The 18,663-nt window shown below is 46.2% G+C and carries 12 protein-coding genes; 3 read left to right on the forward strand and 9 right to left on the reverse strand.

Features of this window, described 5'->3' with window-relative positions; genetic code table 11:
- Positions 1-487 precede the first annotated feature (487 nt).
- Positions 488-3,898, forward strand: coding sequence for a DNA translocase FtsK (locus AC5JPT_RS11695; RefSeq protein WP_493858213.1), 3,411 nt, complete (start codon positions 488-490; stop codon positions 3,896-3,898).
- A 281-nt stretch (positions 3,899-4,179) separates the two neighbouring features.
- Complete coding sequence (locus AC5JPT_RS11700; protein ID WP_493858214.1) at positions 4,180-5,673, forward strand: amidase; 1,494 nt, start codon at positions 4,180-4,182, stop codon at positions 5,671-5,673.
- Positions 5,674-5,734: 61 nt separating this feature from the next.
- Here AC5JPT_RS11700 and AC5JPT_RS11705 read toward each other — a convergent pair whose 3' ends face one another.
- The 8 genes from AC5JPT_RS11705 to dapC all read right to left on the reverse strand — a co-directional run bounded on the left by AC5JPT_RS11705 (position 5,735) and on the right by dapC (position 14,686).
- Positions 5,735-6,628 carry a DODA-type extradiol aromatic ring-opening family dioxygenase gene (locus AC5JPT_RS11705; protein ID WP_493858215.1) on the reverse strand — a complete coding sequence of 298 codons (894 nt, stop codon included), beginning with the start codon at positions 6,626-6,628 and terminating at the stop codon, positions 5,735-5,737.
- 84 nt (positions 6,629-6,712) lie between these two features.
- Entirely contained in the window at positions 6,713-7,201 is a 489-nt protein-coding gene (gene rlmH / locus AC5JPT_RS11710) for a 23S rRNA (pseudouridine(1915)-N(3))-methyltransferase RlmH (protein WP_493858216.1), read from the reverse strand.
- 74 nt (positions 7,202-7,275) lie between these two features.
- The gene (locus AC5JPT_RS11715) at positions 7,276-7,824 is read right to left on the reverse strand and encodes a DUF421 domain-containing protein (RefSeq protein WP_493858217.1); all 549 of its coding nucleotides are present in this window, start codon (positions 7,822-7,824) and stop codon (positions 7,276-7,278) included.
- Positions 7,825-7,950: 126 nt separating this feature from the next.
- Positions 7,951-8,436 (reverse strand): ABZJ_00895 family protein, encoded by a 486-nt coding sequence (locus AC5JPT_RS11720; protein WP_493858218.1) that lies wholly within the window; start codon positions 8,434-8,436, stop codon positions 7,951-7,953.
- Positions 8,437-8,575: 139 nt separating this feature from the next.
- Positions 8,576-10,555 carry a D-alanyl-D-alanine carboxypeptidase/D-alanyl-D-alanine-endopeptidase gene (locus tag AC5JPT_RS11725; RefSeq protein WP_493858219.1) on the reverse strand — a complete coding sequence of 660 codons (1,980 nt, stop codon included), beginning with the start codon at positions 10,553-10,555 and terminating at the stop codon, positions 8,576-8,578.
- A gap of 192 nt (positions 10,556-10,747) precedes the next feature.
- Positions 10,748-11,353: a 3'-5' exonuclease gene (locus tag AC5JPT_RS11730; protein ID WP_443527217.1), complete on the reverse strand. Its 606-nt coding sequence runs from the start codon at positions 11,351-11,353 to the stop codon at positions 10,748-10,750.
- 17 nt (positions 11,354-11,370) lie between these two features.
- Entirely contained in the window at positions 11,371-13,323 is a 1,953-nt protein-coding gene (locus AC5JPT_RS11735; RefSeq protein WP_493858220.1) for a DUF294 nucleotidyltransferase-like domain-containing protein, read from the reverse strand.
- Positions 13,324-13,477: 154 nt separating this feature from the next.
- Positions 13,478-14,686, reverse strand: a complete 1,209-nt coding sequence (dapC, locus tag AC5JPT_RS11740; RefSeq protein ID WP_493858221.1) for a succinyldiaminopimelate transaminase — start codon at positions 14,684-14,686, stop codon at positions 13,478-13,480.
- A 264-nt stretch (positions 14,687-14,950) separates the two neighbouring features.
- Here dapC and AC5JPT_RS11745 point away from each other — a divergent pair, with 264 nt between their 5' ends.
- A complete protein-coding gene (locus AC5JPT_RS11745) occupies positions 14,951-15,622 on the forward strand; it encodes a hypothetical protein (RefSeq protein WP_493858222.1) in 672 nt (223 codons plus the stop codon).
- Positions 15,623-15,743: 121 nt separating this feature from the next.
- Here the strand turns inward: AC5JPT_RS11745 and glnD are convergent, their stop codons facing one another.
- Positions 15,744-18,461: a [protein-PII] uridylyltransferase gene (gene glnD / locus AC5JPT_RS11750; RefSeq protein WP_493843694.1), complete on the reverse strand. Its 2,718-nt coding sequence runs from the start codon at positions 18,459-18,461 to the stop codon at positions 15,744-15,746.
- Positions 18,462-18,663: the final 202 nt, after the last annotated feature.

An 18,663-nucleotide genomic window follows, 5' to 3' on the forward strand; every position in this document is an offset into this window, starting at 1 on the left:
TAATATGGTTTTTCTAATTGCTGTGTGATAATAACATAAGGGCATAGGTCGAAAAGTGCAAGTTTGCTAAAACAAACACAGCTATCATTAGAATCAAAGCATAATAACCTTGAAATACTAGCGCTAGAAACAGCTGGTATTTTATAGCGTTTGTACAAAACCGCTAGCAGTATTCTGTTAGCAATACTCTATTGGTGGACGGTTTTTTTGCACAAATAGCGTCTCGAATTACGTTCCTACACGCTTTATTTATAAGACTGTCGCCACTGTACCTATGTATTTGTTATTATAAGGAGTTATGCCGAGTGCGGTAGGGTTTGGGTGATAATGACGGTTATGCGTTCTTATGATGCTAGCGTCTTATGATAAATGCCTCCCTACCAAAAATACTCTGCAAGGTACATCTATGTCAGCACTTTATGTCAGCATGATTAGGCTTAGTCATGGATTGGCGACCATTTAGTATTAACAACAAGGCAGATTTTACGTGATATCAGCACCGCATATTGAGTATTTAAAAAAGGGAATGTTTACCCTCCTTGGGTTAATACTGGCCGTATATCTGTTTGTCATTCTAATGACTTACACAGGTAATGATCCTAGCTGGTCACATATTAGTAGTGACATGACAACCATCAATAACATGGGTGGTCAGACGGGTGCTTGGTTATCTGACTTGCTCTACAGCTTTTTTGGGTTTGGTGCCTGGTGGTTTTTAGCATTTGTCGTTTATGAGTCGATTCTTATTTGGTGGGACAACAAACCCACGTTTTGGCTCATGCGACTGGTCGCTTACGTGTTTTTGTTGCTGACTGCTAGTGCGTTATTTGCACAACTGGTCGCCCTAATTCAACAAGTGACTAACCCTGCATCGATGGGACTTGAAGGTGTGGCTGGTGGTATTATCGGTCTTGAGTTACAAGAGCGCTTGGCACAGCTGCTATCACAGTGGGGTAGTGCGGCTTTCTTGGCGGTATTTGTCGTGATTACGGCTACCTTCGCTTTCAATATTCATTGGCTTGCGATATATCAGAGAATTACGGCGTTATCGTGGCTTGGCTCGGGTGTAAAAAACAAAGAGGATGTAGACGTTACTCTGCCAATCAGTGGGCCACAAGACGATAGCCACAGCGTAGATGATCAGGCTGAGCAGCAAGTAGAGCATGAACAACTGCCACTTGAGCTGCAATCAGCTGACCATACTGACAGTATTAATGAGGCAGATAACAGTAGCCGGTTCAGTAATGTGTTGTCAGACTTCTTGTCGACATCAGGGTTGGCAGACAGCGTCAAAGCCTCTATAGCGACCGCTAAAGAAGCTACTACGTTAAGCGATGAAAAAAGTGCGCCACTATACACAGCGCCAGCGACTGCCAGTGCTATGGCTGATAGCACAGCGGACCATATGGCACCACCAGCAATGTCAGCTCCTACCGCGATACCTGCTCGAAAAGTCGAGCCAAGTTTTGCATGGAACGATGCTAATACGGTTGATGACCTGCTCGCGAGTGAGCATATGGTTTATGGTGCCAGCAGTATAGAGAGCTCTGCTGCGCCTGTACCCAACTTTACTCAGACAGACACGACTATAGAAGTGCCTGAAGAGGAGTGGGCATTAAACTCCCAGACGATGCCAATTGCGCAAACAGCTGCGACTGAACCTGCTGAATACAACCAAGAGTTCGCTGGTCAGCCACAAGCTAATGAGCCTGAAACAACTCAATCAAGTGATACGAGTCAAAGCGTCGATCAGTTAGCAGAAGCATGGTTGGCTGAGCATGGTGACCTATCCGAACCTGCCACAAACGTTGCAATGCAAGACTCTCAGAGTATTCAAGATACTGCTATAACGGAACAGGCTCGAGTTGAGCAAGCCGTCATTGAGCAACCTGAAGTTGAACAGGCTAAAGTTCAGGACATAATCGAAAAGCCTGCAATTGAACAACCTGTCGCTAAACAAGCGGTGCAAGAACAAACGGTAGAGCCCATACCACAGGTATCTACTAGCCCTACAAATCAGTTGTCTCCCAAACCACCTGCTGGGCCAGCAGAACAGCCGTATGATGAGGCTTCACTATCTGTATCTGAAGAGCCGGTTGCTGCCGCAGCAATGGACGTCGCACCAACCGTGCCAGATATTTCAGACATGACACCAACCAATACACCACCTGCAAACCCGAAGGCAGCACCAACGGTAGAAGCAGTCAGTCCAGTCGCAGACACACAGCCAACAACCGCAGCAAAACCATCTGTTAGTTTTGCTGTACCTGAGGGTGATAGCAGCAACCATATCACTGATATGATGCCAGAAGATGACAGTGCTGAGGATGCAAGTGCCCCAGTCATGCCGCACATTAGCGATGATGCCGCATTCAGTCAAAAATCACGCTCGATGCAAACGGCGGCCTATCGCAGCAGCCTTACGCCCATTCCAGAGGTCTCTATACTGGATAAGCCCGATCCTGACCGTAAGCCTAGCTATACCGTCGCCGAGCTTGAACAGTTGTCTGAGCTGTTAGAGATTAAGCTACAGGAGTTCAATGTAAAAGCGTCTGTCGTCAACGCTATCCCAGGGCCTGTTGTGACTCGTTTTGAAGTAGAGCTGGCTGCTGGCGTCAAAGCGAGTAAGGTAACGGGTATCTCGCGTGACTTGGCGCGTTCACTATCTATGGCGTCACTACGTGTGGTCGAAGTAATACCGGGCAAGCCATATATCGGTATCGAAGTACCCAATAAAAAACGTGAGATGGTACGCTTAATTGAGTTGTTAAATACAGATACCTTTAAAGACCCCAAAGCACAAATCAGTATGGCAATGGGAAAAGATATCGGTGGCAACCCTATTATCACTGATCTTGCGCGCGCGCCGCATATGCTGGTTGCTGGTACGACAGGCTCTGGTAAGTCAGTACTGGTCAACTCGATGCTGCTCTCTATGCTACTGAAGTATACGCCCAACGAGCTGCGCCTGATCTTGATTGATCCAAAGCAGCTTGAGCTTGCCAACTATAATGATATTCCGCATCTATTAACGCCGGTAGTCACTGATATGACAGAGGCGGCCAGTAGTCTATCGTGGTGTGTGGCAGAGATGGAGCGCCGCTATCAATTAATGAGCCTACTCAAAGTGCGTAAGCTCAATGAGTTCAACAAAAAGGTTATGGCAGCAGAACAATCAGGCAATCCTATGCTCGACCCACTATGGCGACCGAACGATAGCGTCAGTATCAGTCAGGCACCAAAGCTCAAAACCTTACCAATGATTGTTATTGTCGCCGATGAGTTTGCTGATATGATCATGCAGGTTGGTAAACAAGCCGAAGAGCTCATCACGCGTTTGGCACAAAAATCACGGGCAGCAGGCATCCATCTGATGCTAGCCACACAGCGTCCATCCGTCGATGTTATTACTGGTTTGATCAAAGCAAACATTCCCGTGCGTGCAGCACTACGAGTCAACTCAAAAGTCGATTCACGTACGATCCTAGATAGTGGCGGTGCTGAAGATATGCTGGGCAACGGTGATATGTTGTTCTTAGGACCTGGGCAGATTGAGCCAGATCGTGTGCATGGTGCTTATGTGAGTGACGAAGAGGTCAACCGTGTCTGTGATGCGTGGCGTGAGCGCGGTGCGCCTGACTATATCGATAATATGGCGGGGAACTTTGAGCTGTCTAGTCCGGGCAGTGGTGGTAGTGCCAATGCTTCTGGTGAAGACGATGACCTATACAATGATGCGGTCGCCTTCATCATGGAAACGCGCAAGGTTTCAGCCTCTAGTATCCAGCGTAAGTTTAGTATCGGCTACAACCGTGCGGCGCGTATTGTTGACTCTATGGAAGAAGCGGGATTGGTCAGCTCTATGGGCAAAAGTGGTAAGCGTGAACTATTGATGTAGCGATAGGTTCAAGTTGATAACGAAAAAGCGAGTCACGAAAGTGGCTCGTTTTTTCTGCTTTAAGTTAAGATAGATATCTTTAAGTTGAAAGTGTTGAAGTGAACTGTGTCTATATTCAAGTAGACGTCATTGAATGCTTCAAATGACTAATGAGTTTGTTTATCCATTATTTGTAATGACTTTTTGTACTAAACTAAAAGAGGTATATTAGGCAAATATATATATTTTAAAAAGCAATCATTCCAAAATTTACGACAGTTACTCTCCAAGGAAGGTTAGTTATGTTTAAAGAATATACTCAGTATGATGCTATAGGGTTAGCGGCATTGGTCAATGCAGGTGAGGTCAGTGCAAAGGAGCTGTTGGACGCCGCGGTGTATCAAGCCAATGAAGTGAACCCTAAGCTCAATGCCATTGTGCATCGTTTCGATGAGCGCGCTTACGATGCTGCGCAGGCAGGACTGCCATCTGGCGTGTTTACGGGTGTACCTTACCTGCTCAAAGATCTATCGTTTAGCTTCGCTGATGAGCCTATTACAATGGGTAGCCGTAGTGTCAATATCATCTCAGAAAAAGACAGCGAAATCGTCAAACGCATGAAGTCGACAGGCGTCAACACCTTCGGTAAGACCAATACGCCAGAGTTTGGTTTAATTATCACCACCGAGCCAAAAGCGCATGGCGTCACTCACAACCCATTTAAAAAAGGCTATAGCTCTGGTGGTTCATCAGGTGGTAGTGCAGCAGCAGTCGCGAGCGGTATCGTACCGATGGCAGGCGGCGGTGACGGTGGCGGCTCGATACGATTTCCCTCTGCATGGTGCGGTACGTTTGGACTAAAACCCAGCCGCGGACGCAACCCAATGGGCCCTAACCTTGGTGAAGGCTGGGACGGGGCAGTTGCCGATCATGTAATCACACGCTCGGTACGTGATAGTGCCGCGATGCTCGATGCCACGAATGGTGCAGAGATTGGAGCGCCGTATGTCATTGCGCCACCAGATGGGACTTTTTTGCAAGCGGCCATGCGAGCGCCCAAACCACTCAAAATTGCGTTGCAGCAGCAGCCACTGATCGCCAATACTGCCGTGGATAAAGAAGTCCTTGCTGTACTAGAGCAAACCGCCAAGCAACTAGAGTCCATGGGTCATCAGGTCGTACACGCGGAGCCAGATATCAATATCGAGCAGTTTTGGCACGACTTTATCGTAGTGGTGTGCGCACATACTGCCTTTACGATTGATAATATCGAGCGGGAGTTCGGGTCTGAGCATATCAAAAACTTAGAGCCGCAAACCTATAATATGGCGCTACTTGGACGCTCGTTATCGGCAGTAGATTTGGTTCATGCTAAGCACGGTTGGCATCACAGTCAATACCAAACGGGTCTGTTATTAGACACCTACGATATGATTTTGTCGCCGACAGTGCCGACGCCTGCTGTCAAACATGGTGTGCTACCACCTAGTCGCATGGACGAGATGATGATGCGTAGTGCTGGAATACTCAATAAAGGGTTTGATATGGGTAGATACGCCTTTAAGTCAGGCATGATCGAAAAGCTGAGCGCTCCTGTATTAGGAAAAATGGGCTTTACGCTATTGGGCAATATCACAGGATTGCCAGCCATATCAGTACCTGTTGGCATGAGCAAAAAAGGCTTGCCAATCGGTATGCAGCTCATCGGTCGTATGAACGATGAGGCGACTTTGTTGAGTCTAGCAGGTGAGATAGAGCGGGCAGGTTGGTTTACTAAACCTGCTTTTGAAAAGTAGTTTTATGCGTTTTGATTAGATAAGTAGGCGCTAATAATAAGTAAGCGCTAATAAATAAGAGTTAATCAAAGCGATAGATATCCATGCCCAAGCTATGATGCGCCATGCTTTGATGAACGACAGAGACGCGCTGACCGGCACCTAACGCAAAAAACAGTGGCAGCAAATGCTCGTCGCTTGGGTGAATGTCTTTGTACTCAGGGTATTGCTGCCAGTCGAGGGCAGTAGGTATATCTATCTTGAGCTGCTGGAGCAACCACTGCTTAAAGGCTTTGGCCGCTTGATCGATGCTATCGGCTTCCCAGCGCAGTGCTTGCAGGTTGTGAGTGATATTACCTGAACCAATCACAAGGATCTGCTCGTCACGTAGCTGCGCAAGCTGCGCCCCCAATTGATAGCAAGCGATACTGTCATAATGCTGCGGCAAGGATACTTGGACAATAGGCACATCTGCCTCTGGGTACAGATGTCTCAGTGGCGCCCACACCCCATGGTCACAAGCGCGCATTGGGTTGACGCTACAGGTGATACCACGAGCAGTGAGCTGCTGAGCAAGTGTCTCAGCCAGTGCTGGCTGACCAGGTGCAGGATACTGCAGCTCGTACAGTTCAGGCGAAAAACCCGAAAAATCATGCCACGTCTTTGGCTGCGGGTTACTGCTAATCTCAAGCTTTGCGGATTGCCAATGTGCCGACATAATGACAATGGCACGAGGCTTAGGTAGGTTTTGCCCCATACGTGCCAAGGCGCTAGTCGTAGCAGATTGCTCAATCGCAAGAGTGGGTGCTCCATGCGAGATAAACAGTGCCGGTAGTTTGGCCGCATTAGACAGTACCGCAGACGCACTGTCCCATGCCGCAGCAGAGGTAATAGGCGTCGGTGTACTATCGTGATAATGGTCACGCTGTTGCGTAATTTGAGAGGTGTTAGAGGTCGCGCGTTTTGGATATTTCATGTAGCATTTATTAGGGCGCGCGCTGGTTTTTCAATCCGTTGTCTGATGGATATTTTAGAGTAAGACCGCTGTTATGGCTTTTATCTAATTACCACGATGATAAGGATGGTTGTTATTAATACTCATTGCGCGGTATAGCTGCTCCATGAGGACAACGCGCACTAGAGGATGCGGTAATGTCAGCGTCGACAATGACCATTTTACATCTGCCTTTGCCAGTACTTCTGGTGAGACCCCATCTGCACCGCCAATGACCAAGGCAATATCATCGCCTTGCTGCATGGCACCTGAGAGTTTATCTGCCAGTCCCTCGGTCGATAGCATCTTACCTTTGACATCGAGTACCCATAGCTGCTCACGGCTCGCAGCATTGTGAGCGGCCAATATCGCCTGACCTTCTTGCTCACGGTACTGTGCTAGATTAGCATCTGACGGATTTTTTGCCCGTTTTGCGGCAGCAATCTCTACAATCTCTGTGCTTAACATCGGCTGGATACGCTTAAAGTATTCATCAAACCCTGTCTGCACCCAGCTTGGCATTTTATTGCCAACGCTCAAAATTCTTACCTTCATAATACCTGCCATTTCAGTTATCAAAACTATCACAAAAAATGCTATGTATATTACAACACTTTATCTTTAAACACTTACATCAACGGCTTGAGCGTTTCTGATACGCTGCGATCTTTACTTTGGCTATCATCGCTTGTGTCTGATGGTTTTGGTTTTGGAATCACGCTGAGCTTGGCATCAGATTCAAAGACAACGGCTTCAATGTCGTCAAAGTTGTTTATACCTTCGTCGCGCATCGCACATTCGATTTCTTGGCGAGTTAAACGCTCCGCGCGCATCGCCTCTGGCAAAAACTGTCCTTGATAAAACACAATCCGTGGATCGGACAAAATCACACTGCTAAATTGCAGTGAGATAGAAGCGTACTTGGTCACCAAGAACTGTAAGAGGTACAGTACTAAAATAGAGGACACCCCTTCGATGAATGGGATGTTTTTTAGCAAGATAGTACTCGCACCCAACGAGCCAATCATGACCGTGACGATCCAATCAAAATTATTGAGCTGTGACGTCGATCGCTTACCTGAGGCTTTGGTGACCAGTACGATCAACACGTAGACCATGACCGTTGTCAGAACAATGCGACCAAGCTTGTCTATGTTGTCAAAAAAGACCATTTCCATGATGTTTGCTCCTCTTATAAGATAAAACACATAACCGCTAAAATCCTACTCGTTAAAGTTAGCCTAACGGATTTTACGTATGAGTAGGGGAAAACTTTGTAGCACCTTGTAGACAGTTGGCTGCGCTTAGGTGTTCTTGTGTATAGGGTTCAAAAAATGATTGATCACCCAGATGCTAAGGCGTGCGCTGACCAAGGTGAATACAAACATCATCACCAGAGAAGAGAGTAGTGGTAGCGGGCGTGCCATCGCCATCTCAAACAATACCTCACGGCTGACCATATCAAACAACCAAAACCATATTGCCAAAAAATAAATAGCCGTCAATAACCAGACAATAGCGACACCGCCAAACATAAGGGTATTGATTTCGCTTTTAGTCAAGGCTCGCTGGTGATGCTTAATAAATTTGCTCACAGCAATATAGGCGCCGACAATAATAGAGACCACCATCACCAGTTGTGAGTTGAGCGCAAACTGAGTCTGAATCATCATAAATATCGTACTGGCAAGCGTATAGCCAATCGCAAAAAAGCCAACATATTGCGCCAGTTTAGGATGAGGGCCTGCAAGCGTTAGCGACTTATTGAGCGTGGTTGTCTGGCGTGACATAGGCTTACCTTTGTAAAATAAAATAGTAGGGATATAGGGATAATACACGCAGCAAAACATCATAGCGCCTGCGTCAAAACACTGAATACGATGAGTGCCTATTTGAGTGTTTACGATTTGCCAAAAAATGTTGTTAGAGTCAGCGCTGAGCGGTCCAGTCAAGCATCGCATCGAGTACGGGTCTGGCGGTATAAGGATTGAGCGCTTGCTCGGTATTGATGATACCAACGACCACATAGTCTTGACCGGATACTCCTTTGACATAACCTGCCATCGAGGTGACATTATTTAGTGTGCCTGTCTTTATCCATGCTCGGCCAATCGCTGCCGACTCAGGTAAGCGCTCGCTATGAGCCGCAATTGTGCCACTGACCCCTGCGATACCTAACGAGTCAACGTAAGCAGCAAAGCTTGGGTGACCATAAGCATACGTCAACAGCTCGGCAAGGTTGGCAGCTGTAATGGTACAGCTACGGCACAGTCCTGAGCCATTGGTTAGGTAAGGGGACGGTGTGCTCAGATTGGCTTGCCACCAGTGATCAATGGTCTGTAAGGCTGATGAGTAATCGGTTGTATGAGGTTTACCAAACTGATATAAGCTATCGCTCTTTTGGGAATTATCTTGTGCACTTGGTTTTTTATTGCTTGTTGATGTGCTGTTTGGATCAGCGATAGATTCACCAGCAGACATGGCTGGCGCCATTTCTGATTTGTCGTACGCCCCTATAGATAGTGCTACTTGCTCAGCCATGACATTGTTTGAGAAGTGGTTAATATCATGAATTTGCTGCGTAAGATTCAAAGAAGGGAAGCTGACTATCGGCAGAGGTGACATCGCAATAGCTGTGAGACTAGGTGCTGTCTTTCGGATTTTATGATTATGGTAAGGCGTCTCTTGCGAGATAACTTTTCCGCTCAAGGTATTACCTAGCGCTTGCCATTTTGCCGCGACGACATAGGCGGCAAACTCCTTCGCATTAGGATACGCGACATAAAACACATGCTCACCGCAACGCTCTGGTAGGCTGGCATTGAGTGTGAGCTGCTCTGCTTGCCACTGCGGCGCTAGACTATAGCTTGCCTGTCCACAGGAAGCTTCGCGGGTGTTTATTTTATCTGGCAGGTTATAGCTTGCCAATCGCGGCTTATAGACTAGGCTGGCTTGACCATTCTCTAAAGGATAGGTTTTGATACCGATAGTGCTAAAATTCACCAAAAATCCATCGGGGCTTGCGTTATAAGGGCGCAAAGGCGAGTTATCAAAGGCAGCGGGATCTTCGCTCACGTTCTTAAATATGGCGCTATCGACAATGATATCGCCATCGATGTGGCGAATACCTGAGGCTTGTACTTTATAAAGTAGTTGTTTCAACCGCTCGTGAGTCATCTTTGGATCACCACTACCCTGAATGATCAAATCACCATACAGGCGGTCGCCGATGACGATACCAGTGTGGTAGACCCGTGTGTGCCAGACAAAATCCGCTCCTAACGTATCCAAAGCGATAAAACTGGGAACGAGTTTCATAGTGCTGGCAGGAGTACGTGAGATGTTCGACTGATGGTCTAGCAAAGGTGAAAAAGAAATCTTTATTGAGGTGCTTTCATTGTTAACAGTGCGACTAGTGTCAACAGCGCTATTCGTATCATGCGTCAGCTTAGGTGTGTCGTCCGGCAATACGGTTGGGACGCTCTCTACACTCTGATAAGTATAAGGGTCATCAGTATAAGCGTGTATTTTTTGCTCGTGTTTTTCAATAGTGCGCTGTTCTATCGTGATCAGTGCGCTCTGCTGGTCAGGATGATCTGCAACATGGCTAGAGCGGTTCTTGCCAGTAGTCATATCAGTCGCTGTATCTTTAGCTACTGCCGCCTGCGTCGATTGCTTATTAGAATTACTGCTGTCGGTCACCTGAATAGGAGAGGGCAGACGACTGGTATTCTTATCACCTACGGGTGTGATGACAATACTGATATCCGAGTCTGTGAGATCGGCCCGCGACAATGCCGATCGAATAGCGTCTGGCAGTGCGGCGTACGCGTGAACTGGCGTCACTAGCGCTGCTGACAATAGTGCCAACACAGATAGGTGTTTAGTCGATTGGTTGAACGACAGCATACGATTACAACCCCTGATACATGCTTTGATTTTAGGCGTGATAGATGGATGATTATTTCGCTTGGGTATATCGCACTTAGCAGGGTATCGCATGAGCAGGTTTCATCAGGTGGTAAAAACCGCCTATGGTAACATGAGTTACTGTTTTCGCCCATGCTGTCACAAGCTCAATTTTATCACCGATGGCAGATATTAGCGCACATGCAAAAATGCCATCGCTGTCATGATCGCATCGTTATAAGCGTCGTGAGTGCCAAGCTCAGGAATATCATAATGCGCTAGGATACGGGTTAAGTCCTGAGACTGACCAAGAAGGTTCTGGGCCTGACCACTCATACGCTGACTGTGTAAATGGCGTAAGTCGATAATGTCGTTTGGCAGCGCTGTGCCCATGTAACGTTTGACCAACGGATTCAAAAACGCCATGTCTAGCTGTGTGCAAAATCCGACAATCGGTCGATTGCCTATAAAGGGTAGCAATAACGCCAACATATCCTCATAACTCATACCATGTTCGACATCGGCAGTACGCAGACCATGAATGACAATGGTGTCGCGATCTGGCATCACAGGAGGCCTGCATACCACATGCATACCATCACCTGTGTTGATCGTATTGCCATTGATATGTATTGCCGCTACAGATAGCAAATGATGTTTTTTAGGATTTATTCCGGTCATTTCACAGTCAATCGCTACCCACTGCTCAGCCAAAGGTGTGGTGAACATGGTTTCTAGCTCTGGACGCTGTAGCTGCGTCTTTTGCCAAGCGCGAGATAACTGCTGTAGCCAGCTCATATTAATTACTCATCCATTTATGCTATTTCTAGCTGATAGTGTTGACGCAGCTGATTCTTAAAGCTTTTTACGACTGCCAGACACTCTTTGAATAGATCACGTTCAAGGGCAGTCAGCGTCATCGGATTGACCTGCCGTGCGTGTTTGTCATCGGTTGACAGAGCCACTGACAAACGCTGCGCCATAAAGAACTCTAAAGCCTCTAGTAATGTACTGGCGCGCTCTTGGCTCAAGGCGTCAGCCTGTACCAAGGCTTTTAAGCGACCTTTGCTACTAGGAACATCGAGCACATCATATTCTATTGCCAAGGCACGAATACCGTGAACCAGTGGAAAGATACCTGCTTTTTTTAGATCAATATCTGCTGATACTGGTTTACCGCCTATCAAAGGGACAAACTTTTGCCACCACTGATTGACATCACCAAACTGCAGTGCCGCACGTGCAAACTGACGTACAAACATTGGATCGGCTTGTCTATGAGCAAGTTTTAGATGCTGACGTACCTGTGTGAGCAAGGTCTCATCACCGCAGACGTATTCTCCATCTAGTATGGCAGATAGGTAAATAGCATGCATCGGGTCAGTGTTTCTAAACCATAAGCCAATTTGTGCGGTAAATGGTTTGAGGGGTTGCCGCCATATGGGGTTAGTCATCATGATATTACCATCGCACAGCGGATAACCGAGCGTTGCTAAGTGGGTATTAAACGTCTTAGCAAACTGCGCCAAATCAGGATGAGTATAATCATCACGAATGATGAGCGCATTGTCTTGATCGGTACGCATGATTTGCTCACCGCGACCTTCTGAGCCCATGACGATGAGGCAAGTATTGCGGATGACCTCATCAGGTACGATCAGTTGCCACAGTTTAGTAAATACTTGTGCATTTAAGGTCTGCACCATACGGCTAATATTACCGATTTTTACGCCGTTTTGATGCTGCGCCCGAATATAGCGCCCGATGAGTTCGACTGCCGTATCTAGGCTCGATAGATCAGTTGCTTGCTCTATTTGAATACTGATGAGCTGTGAATGATGACCAATATGAGCCAGCATATCGCTTTGCCCCAGTACACCAATGACACTACCATTACTATCAATTACTGGCAGTCTATGAATGCGGTAGCGGGTCATGGTGAGTAGTGCGTCACCAATTTCGTCAGTGGCTTTGATGGTACGTAGTTTAAAATTAGTATAGCGCTGGCAAAGGGTTTTGGCAGGATCTTGTCTGTCACTGATGGCACGGCAGATATCAGTATCAGTGAGAATACCTAGCACGAGCGGCATTTCGTCTTCGGTCCTTGATATATTTTCTATATGTTCAAGCGGTCGTACCAGCACATGCTTTAGCCCAGCTTGGGTCATGATACGCGCAGCGTCATATAAGCTGCTATTGGCATCGACGATATGCACTGGTAATAGATGAACCTCTCTCACCGGTTGTAGCATAATTTGCTGTACTTCTTGTTGATTGGTATAGCGGGTAGGATCTCGTGCTTTATGGTTGCTACGGCGCTGCTGCAAGGCTTTTAGTCGTTCTGGTAATTTGTCTGATAGCATTTGTCGTACCAGATGATTTTGTGCGCTGATCTTATCGACGGTAGTGCCATTAACTTGCAGTAATAAGGTCTCTTCATTGGCTCGAAATTGATACGATTGTACAGGCGAGATTGCAGTTTTTTGTGGGCTGCTTTTGATGCCTGTCTCAGGTAAACGCCGGCTATCAAACCAATCATTGTTGTTCGGATCATCAGAATGATTACTCCCTAGATAGGAGGCAACAAACTCACCACCGAGCGATTGCTCAATCTGTCCTTTAATGACCACATACAGATATTGCATCTCTTCTATCGGCAAGCTTTCATTTTTAGCAAGGTAGCGGATTTGAGTGTTTTTTCTGATGCTTTGACGCTCAGCTAAGCTCAATACATCAAATGGCGGCTGGGTAAAATCAAGATGGGGCATGGCATCATCCTTGATGGCATATTCTGCAATAGAGCTTTTACTATAGCACTATTACTACAAAACCCTTAATGCAAAAAGCCTCTAACAACCCTATTTATATTAAGGTTGTTAGAGACTGTTGTACTGCTTAGAGTGAAAATTTCTAAGTAGCTGTCTATGCTCCTAGTAATTTGCGAATACGATGTATCGCTTCGCGGCTTTCATCGACACTAGCAACGAGCGCAACACGGATAAACCCTTGTCCAGGATTGTTACCATCAACCTCGCGCGATAGATAGCGTCCTGCCAACGCGTGAATATTGGCCTGTTCATATAGGGCTTTGACGAAAACTTCATCGTCACCATCGAACTGCTCAGGCACTTTTATCCAAAAATAAAAACCAGCATCTGGCATCCGTAGCTCTAGCAGCTGACCCAGCTCAGACATCCATAGCGCAAACTTCTCTTGATACAGGGCGCGGTTGTGTGCCACATGCTTCTCGTCTTGCCATGCTGCAATAGAGGCAAGCTGATGTGGTATCGGCATCGCACAGCCTTGATAAGTACGATACTGCAAATACGCTTGCAAAATCTTGGCATCACCCGCCACAAAGCCAGAGCGCAGACCAGGTAGGTTTGAGCGCTTAGATAAAGAGTGAAAGACAACGCAGTTCTTAAAGTCACGTCGACCGAGCGCCGCGCAAGCCTGCAATAGTCCGATAGGAGCAGTATCAAAATACAGCTCGCTATAGCACTCATCACTAGCAATGATAAAACCGTACTGATCTGATAGGCGAATAAGGTATTCCCAATCCTCCATAGTCATAACCGAGCCGGTTGGATTATTCGGACTACAGACAAACAGAAGCTGCGTACGTGTCCACACCTCTTGCGGCACAGCGCGATAATCACCCTTAAAGTCATTGTCCAGTGTACAAGGAACAAAGTAAGGCGCTGCTTGTGCCAGTATGGCTGCGCCCTCGTATATTTGATAGAACGGGTTGGGCATGACAACGGTCGGTGACACCGCAGGTTCACCTGCATCTTGATCGACAACGGCTTGTACAAAGCTAAATATCGCTTCACGAGTCCCCATTACAGGCAGTACTTGGGTATTGGCATCAACATGATTGAGAAAAAAGCGCTTCTCTAACCAATGGGCAATCGTCTGACGCAACTCAAACATACCGTTCGTGGTCGGGTAACGACTTATTTTGTCCAAGTTTTCGCTTAGCACGTCCAGCACAAACGCAGGCGGCTTATGTTTTGGCTCACCAATACCTAGTTTGATTTCACTGTAACCGTTGGCAGGCTTGCTATCAGCCAACAACGTTGCCATCTTTGCAAATGGATAGGGGTGCAGATTCTCTAAGTTGTGATTCATATGTTTGGTAACTATAATAGACAATTAATAATAAAGTTATAAAGAAAGTTTACATAAGAGCAGTGTAGCACTTCTCTTATTTTTTGTCTTTTTTGTTCTTATACCGCGCGTGCGAATTCCTGATATCTGATGCCTAGGGCTGCTTCTACGACAGCCCATATTATAATACCCAAATCGATCAAATCGCTTTACGGTTAATACCTTATAACAATATAAAAGATGGCTACCAGCATAAGGGGTAGATCATTTTGAGGATGATTTGATATGTCTAATGTGATAAATAACGATGATCTCATCGCTCAAGATACCAACAATAAAAATCCTAATACTGACTTGCAGTCTACTAATTTATACAAGTTGCTAAAAGAGCGTGAACAGTGCTGGTGGCAAGCGCGGGAGCAACTGATTGAACGTCAAGAAAAGAAAGTGTTTTGGTTTGGCGAAAACAGCCTGATCATGTGGCTAGTGTGGCAGCTGGTTGGTTATGTGGTCGTAGCCATGGCATTGATGCTGCTTAATAACCTGCTGAATATATCGCTAACGGCATGGCAGTATGTATCGTTGTTTGTACTGCAGACCATACTCTATATCAGTGCTTTTGCTGCCAAAGGTCGATTAGAAAATAAACTACAACGTAAAATAGATAAAGATGAGCTCATGAGCGAAGAGATGCTCAATGAGATGGTTATTCTAGCAGAGGACAGCCTTTATCCTGATGTGCATGCCAAAGCACCTATCTCTTTAGCGCAGTTAGATGACTACCTCAAAGGACAGTTTCATTTGGCAAGCTTACAATGTTTGCTACAAAAAGAAATCAGCGCAGGACGTCTAATAATGACTCAAACAGCGCTTGAATTGGGCGTACTGCCACCTGATCTTGCTGACGCTGAACTGCATGAACATGCAGATAATATAATATATAAGAGCACGCTATAAAGCGTGCCCTTAATCCTATTGGCTATTATGTCAGCCATATCAGCCATATCAGCCATGCCAGTTAGTGGTTGACCGACTAGTGGACGTTATCCATGGCAGTCAATATCCAGTAGCGGTAACGCTAGTAGCTATAGACCACGTTATCTTCTCTTTTGGTCGTTAGACTGGCTAATAATGCTGACTTTAACGCTTCAAGCCTATCGGCAGATAGTGGTTTATCGTTTTGGTCACTGATATAAAACATATCTTCTGCACGCTCACCTAGGGTAGTAATACGCGCCGCATGAACCTCGATTTGCTCCTGCAAAAACATCTGTCCAACCCGAGCCAATAGTCCTGGCTGGTCCAGTGTCTCGAGACTCATGATGTGTTGGTTCGATGCTTCATTAAATTCAAAGCTAATAACTGTCTCAACCTCAAAATGTCTCAGCTGACGCGGCATACGTTTGTTTGCCAGCTTCAGAACGGTAGGATCTTTAAATGCATCAATCAAGCGCTGTTTAAGCTCTTGCTGACTGTCTTGATCCACCAACAGTGTGCCGCTAGGATCTAGTAATACATAAGAATCTAGGGCAAAATCGCGGGTCGCGGTAATAATACGGGCATCCAATACATCGAGATTCATCTGGTCAAAAACAGCCATGGTAACGGCAAACAGATTAATCTGATCTTGGGTATAGACGAAGACCTGTACCGCGTCAAGCGCCAGCTCACGATGCTCACGCAAGACCACCAGTGGCGGACTATCCGCATTAGAAGCAAGACCAATCGGTGGATGGTTCAAGATAGCTTCAGTGTGCCACAAAATATCCTCTGCAATCTCTCGCAAGAAGTATTCATCGCCCAGATCATCCCATAAACGCAACACTTCATCGCGGTTCATATGCTGATTATTGACGTTATCTAGCATGGTTAGCGCTTGTGTGCGTGTGGCGCTAATCATGTCTTGGCGGTTGGTCGGCGCATCGATATCAGCGCGCAAAATGCGCCGAGTCTGTGAGTACAGCTGTTTCATGAGTGTCGCCCGCCAGCTGTTCCACAGCTGTGGATTGGTCGCGTTCATGTCTGCTACTGTCAGTACATACAGATGGTTTAGGTGTGTAACGTTGCCAATAAGATCTGAAAAGATGGTCACAACTTCAGGGTCTGAGATGTCTTTTTTCTGGGCGGTGATCGACATCAACAGATGATAGCGAGTCAGCCAACCCACCAAGTTAGCATCTGCCAAACTCATCCCATGCGACAAACAAAACTCAATTGATTCAGTTTGACCAAGCTCACTATGATCGCCGCCACGACCTTTGGCAATATCATGGAACATCGCCGCGAGTACCAATATCTCTTTGCGTTCGATACGCTGAAAGATAGCACTAACCAGCGGAAAATCCTCAGAGAACATTGGATCGGTAAAGCGATGCAAAATTCGAATCAAAAATAAAGTATGTGCATCTACCGTATAACGATGGAACAAGTCATATTGCATGAGACCTGTGACTTGAGCAAAAGCAGGAATATAGTTGCCTAATACCCCATAACGATTCATAGTACGTAGGCGATGGAACAGATAGTTTTGCTCTTTTAAGTTAGATAAGAACAGCGCCTTATGAGCGGGGTTGTCTCGATAAACTTGATCAATACCTCGGGCGGCAATTTTTAGAGCACGTAACGTATGAGTGCGAACCTTATCGATACCATGCTGACCCATCAGTAAAAACATCTCTAAAATAGACTCAGGATGCTGGGCGAAAACGCGATGATGCGCTATAGCGATTTGATTACCAATACGGTTAAACCTAGCATTGATTGGCTGCTTTTTCGGACGCTCATCATCAGGCAGTTGAGGTTCTATGATGGTCTCATAATAATGACTGGTGAGCATCTCAGACAGTGTGGATATCTGCATAGCACAGCGATAATAGTCGCGCATAAAGCGTTCGACGGCAGCATTGGGCTGATCGTCTGGTTGGGTCTCGTAACCCATCAGCTGCGCAATCTCACGCTGATAATCAAACAATAATTTGTTTTCGTTGCGACCTGTCAATACATGTAAGTAGTGACGTATCTGCCATAAATAGCCTTCTGCAAAATTAAGCTCATCAAACTCTTTTTCAGTCAAAAAGTTCTGCTGTACCAAATCATAGAGCTTACTTACTCGAAAGTAGCGCTTGGTGACCCAACCAATAATATGAATATCACGTAGACCACCGGGCGCTGTTTTGATATTTGGCTCAAGGTTATACTCGGTAGAGTTGTGCTGTAGATAGCGCGCTTTAGTCTCTTCCATTTTTGCATCAAAAAAAGCGCGAGGAGACCATTGTTTATTCACAATTTGGATCGGCATATCTTGCAACGATTCGTTGCCGATAAGCAGTCGGGCTTCTAGCTGGGCACTAGCGATAGTATGATCAAGCGCAGCCTCTAGCGCATCACTGACACTACGTACAGAAAGCGCAGGCTCTAACCTAATATCCCACAGCAACGCAACTAGCTTATCGATCTTGCTACTGGCATCAGCGTCTATTTCGTCAGGAGACAGTAGCAAAATATCAATATCTGAATATAGAGATAACTCACCGCGTCCATAGCCACCAGTCGCAAAAAACGCCAAATCAGTTTTGTCTAGCTCAAACCACTTGAACAAAGCGACGAGTAAACTATCGATAGCGCAAGCACGTGCGCCAACCAACTGACGGATATTGGTGCCACGTTCGAGTTCGCGACTGATATCCTCGTTGACTTGTGCTAACCATTCAGGAATCCCAAGCAATGGTTTGTCGGTAGCGTTAGCTAGTAGTGGGAGAGGCGTGAGATCAATAGAAGCGCCATCGCAATTAAACATGAGCGTTATCCAATTAAGAGTTTATAAGTCAATCTATCAAGCTAATCTATGAAGTTGGCATATCCGGTCAATCAACACATTGCTTGCTGGCAAGAGCCATCAATAAAAAGGGTAAGGTCATTAGAGTATAAAGACAAAAACCCTGTCAGCACAATACTCAATATCGCTTAACTAAATATGTCCTAACTATAGGTCGAAAAAT

This window comes from Psychrobacter sp. H26 (assembly GCF_059073035.1).

Coding starts and splice junctions, on each gene's coding strand:
- AC5JPT_RS11700 (WP_493858214.1), top strand. CDS start 4,180: ATGTTTAAAGAATATACTCAGTATGATGCTATAGGGTTAGCGGCATTG.
- AC5JPT_RS11705 (WP_493858215.1), bottom strand. CDS start 6,628: ATGAAATATCCAAAACGCGCGACCTCTAACACCTCTCAAATTACGCAA.
- rlmH (WP_493858216.1), bottom strand. CDS start 7,201: ATGAAGGTAAGAATTTTGAGCGTTGGCAATAAAATGCCAAGCTGGGTG.
- AC5JPT_RS11715 (WP_493858217.1), bottom strand. CDS start 7,824: ATGGAAATGGTCTTTTTTGACAACATAGACAAGCTTGGTCGCATTGTT.
- AC5JPT_RS11720 (WP_493858218.1), bottom strand. CDS start 8,436: ATGTCACGCCAGACAACCACGCTCAATAAGTCGCTAACGCTTGCAGGC.
- AC5JPT_RS11725 (WP_493858219.1), bottom strand. CDS start 10,555: ATGCTGTCGTTCAACCAATCGACTAAACACCTATCTGTGTTGGCACTA.
- AC5JPT_RS11730 (WP_443527217.1), bottom strand. CDS start 11,353: ATGAGCTGGCTACAGCAGTTATCTCGCGCTTGGCAAAAGACGCAGCTA.
- AC5JPT_RS11735 (WP_493858220.1), bottom strand. CDS start 13,323: ATGCCCCATCTTGATTTTACCCAGCCGCCATTTGATGTATTGAGCTTA.
- dapC (WP_493858221.1), bottom strand. CDS start 14,686: ATGAATCACAACTTAGAGAATCTGCACCCCTATCCATTTGCAAAGATG.
- AC5JPT_RS11745 (WP_493858222.1), top strand. CDS start 14,951: ATGTCTAATGTGATAAATAACGATGATCTCATCGCTCAAGATACCAAC.
- glnD (WP_493843694.1), bottom strand. CDS start 18,461: ATGTTTAATTGCGATGGCGCTTCTATTGATCTCACGCCTCTCCCACTA.